The organism is Calditrichota bacterium (assembly GCA_016867835.1).
Lineage (GTDB): Bacteria > Electryoneota > AABM5-125-24 > Hatepunaeales > Hatepunaeaceae > VGIQ01.
This window is the reverse complement of record VGIQ01000203.1, coordinates 1-2,239: the sequence shown is the minus strand read 5'-3', so window position 1 is coordinate 2,239 and position 2,239 is coordinate 1. Positions and strand designations below refer to the sequence as shown.

General features: G+C 58.7%; 1 protein-coding gene. It reads right to left on the bottom strand.

Going from position 1 to position 2,239, the window contains the following annotated elements:
* Positions 1 to 2,239 (bottom strand): hypothetical protein (locus FJY67_12120; GenBank protein MBM3330190.1); only part of this gene is annotated, 2,239 nt, incomplete at both ends.

The following is a 2,239-nucleotide window of genomic DNA, read 5'->3' as shown; positions in this document are numbered from 1 at the left end:
ATTCAAGTCCTCTTCCGACCAGCGCTACAGTCGGCGGTGTATCGTCGTTAGTGGTAAAGGTGATCTCGCCTGAATAGTCGCCCTCTTGTGGAGGTGTGAAGTTGACCCAGAGTGGCGTCAAGTCGCCGATCCGTAGTGTGATTGGAGGATGGAACGAAGTGTCGATGGCGAAGTGCTCACCCTGAAGCGATGCCGACTCTATCGTAACTGGCTCGGTATTACCATTGAAGAGCATCACCTTCATCCGCTTGGTCCAGGTGGGATAGGTAGGACCGAAATCGAGCCGCGTTGTGCCGGCTACGAGGTTCGTTCCCGCGGCACCGGCCGGCATCAGGACGGCGTGAACCATCCAGTCGGCATTGAACGGCGTCCGGTTATTGCCATTATACTCGAAATACTTGCCTTGACCGAATTTCTGCTCATCACCGAGCACCTGTGGATGACGGTCGCCGCCCAGGAGTTCGAACCAAACCCAGAAGTTCGCCTGCAGACGCTGGAGACCGTTGACTTCGGTCAGGTCAATGACGTGCGTGCGAGGATTGAGGTCGGCTTGGGTGACGGTGATCGTCTCAGAGTGAATCTCCTGCCCTGGCGCGCCGTTGTTATTGGCATAGATGTGAAGTCGGACATCGGCGTCACCTTGCTGGCCCCGATCCCAGCGCACCCGGAGTGCCTTTACATCGAACTGGCCGGTAACGCCGTCGGCCACCGGAGTGAAATAAACCATCGGCCCGGAGCCTTGATCGAAGCCGTAGCGGAATTGAATCGTCCGATCGTCATAACCTAAGACGCTGATACCGGCCGGGTAGAAGACGACGTTGGGAACGGGAAGGATGTCGTTCTCCCGAGCCTGATCGTTATTGACATCAGTCATTCCATAGACGGTCAAAGCGTCTGCGGCCGGGATACGACGCGGATCGAGGAAGAAGTTGTTGACTTGCACCGAGTCGGGCGCCATCGGCCCCCAGGGTATGACCGGATTGCGCTGCCCCTCTTCGATGCGCCAATACTTGCGCACCTGTTCTTGACTGGCGAGGCCATAATTCTGCACCGCCATCTGGCACCGAGTTGAAAAGCCGACCAACGTTGGATAGTTGACGCGCAGGAACTTGACTCCGACGTCGAACTGACGCCGCGAAGTAACATTGAGCCGAACATCGTCGATCCAAAGACCGGTGCCCTGGTTGCCGTCCATGACGCTGTCGGTGCGCGCCACCCAGCGAATCCATACTCGCTGCCCGGCGAACTGGGTCAGATTCAGTTTGCGCATCCACTCCGGGCGATCCATATTGGTTTGCGAACGGAAGAAACTGTCCGGACCGAAGAAGTGATACTCATCCCGCCAGGCGGCGTCGTTACGGCTCCAGTCATAGAGCATCTGGGTCCACTGCACTTCATCGGTCGAATACTCCATGCGCCAGTAGTCGTCGAGGAAGCCGTCGTTGTCGGCATCCGAGACGAGCATGTTGCACTTGACCCAGAAGTCAAACCACGTTGACCAGGGCTCTTCAGGCACCTCAATGGGCGGGGAGATGAGGGCGTTCTGAAGTGCCGCGCGAACCGGCACATGAGCCGAGAAACGGCCTTCGTGCGGATCGGCCTGAGACAACTCCCAGAAATCGCCTGAACTGGGGCCTTGCGCGAAAGCCATATCGCCTTGCTCATTGCCATTATTGGACCAGACGACGTTCTGGCCGGAAGTGATTGAGAGATTATCGACCAGCATGCCGTAGTAGTCGCGGTTGTCCACCGTCGCCCAGGCTGGATCGCTGCAGAAAGCCCACCGGATGCGGACGTTGGCGCGGGCAAAGTTTGAGAGGTCGAACTCGGCATCGACCCAGTCGTTGGACCGGCCGCACCAACCCGGGATGCCCTCACCCATGCCCCATTCGACACCGAAACTATAGAGGCTGCTGTTCGTGTATTGCGGACGGGAGGGAGTCAAGACCTGCCAGGTCCCACCGCCGTTGGTCGAAATCCAGACATTGCAGCCGTCCCACCCGTTGTAGGGGGCGATGACATCGTTGGGCTCCTCGACCGCCCAATAGAGTTTGAAGGTGAGCCGCAGATTCTGCCGGCCGGAGAGGTCGAGCACCGGCGTCATCAGATACTGCAGCCAGTGGTTGTCGTAGCCTTCCAACCGGGGATCGGCGCACCACCAACTCCGGCCTTCGAAGGCGTGGGTCTCGGTGGTGTGCCACTTGTTGCCGGCATTGGAAAGGTCGGCGGTGGTCCACCC